Below are 964 nucleotides of genomic sequence, written 5' to 3'. Positions count from 1 at the left end.
CATGTCGACTGCCCCGGCCACGCCGACTACGTGAAGAACATGATCACGGGCGCGGCGCAGATGGACGGCGCGATCCTGGTGGTCAACGCCGCCGACGGGCCGATGCCGCAGACGCGCGAGCACATCCTGCTGGCGCGGCAGGTGGGCGTGCCGGCGCTGGTGGTGTTCCTCAACAAGGTCGACCAGGTCGACGACGAGGAACTGCTGGAGCTCGTCGAGATGGAGGTGCGTGAGCTGCTGTCCTCCTACGACTTCCCCGGCGACGACATCCCGATCATCGCCGGCTCGGCGCTGGCGGCGATGGAGGGCAACAGCCCCGAGATCGGCGAGGAGAAGATCCGCGAGCTTCTGGCGGCTGTGGACGAGTACATCCCCACCCCCGAGCGGCCGATCGACCAGCCGTTCCTGATGCCGATCGAGGACGTGTTCTCGATCTCGGGCCGCGGCACGGTGGTGACGGGCCGCGTCGAGCGGGGCGTGATCAACGTGGGCGACGAGATCGAGATCGTCGGCCTGCGGGACACGCGCAAGACGACCTGCACGGGCGTCGAGATGTTCCGCAAGCTGCTCGACCGGGGCGAGGCGGGCGACAACATCGGCGCGCTCCTGCGCGGCATCGACCGCGACGGGGTGGAGCGGGGCCAGGTGCTGTGCAAGCCGGGCTCGGTGACGCCGCACACCAAGTTCGAGGCCGAGGCCTACATCTTGACCAAGGAAGAGGGTGGCCGCCACACGCCGTTCTTCGCCAACTACCGGCCGCAGTTCTACTTCCGCACGACCGACGTGACGGGCACGGTGACGCTGGCCGAGGGCACCGAGATGGTGATGCCGGGCGACAACGTGAGCTTCACCGTCGAGCTGATCGCGCCGATCGCCATGGAGGAGAAGCTGCGCTTCGCCATCCGCGAGGGCGGCCGCACCGTCGGCGCCGGCGTCGTCTCGAAAATCATCGAGTGATCGCGCG

General features: G+C 68.5%; 1 protein-coding gene. It reads left to right on the top strand.

All coding sequences use genetic code 11. The annotated features are described in order from the left end of the window. Positions 1-957: elongation factor Tu (tuf, locus tag DLJ49_RS21320; protein ID WP_115395495.1), on the top strand; the 957-nt coding region annotated here is incomplete at its 5' end. Positions 958-964: the final 7 nt, after the last annotated feature.

This window comes from Rhodovulum sp. 12E13, assembly GCF_003340565.1.
Lineage (GTDB): Bacteria > Pseudomonadota > Alphaproteobacteria > Rhodobacterales > Rhodobacteraceae > HLUCCA09.
Note: the sequence above shows the minus strand (reverse complement) of the source record. Positions and strands in the feature narration are given on the sequence as shown.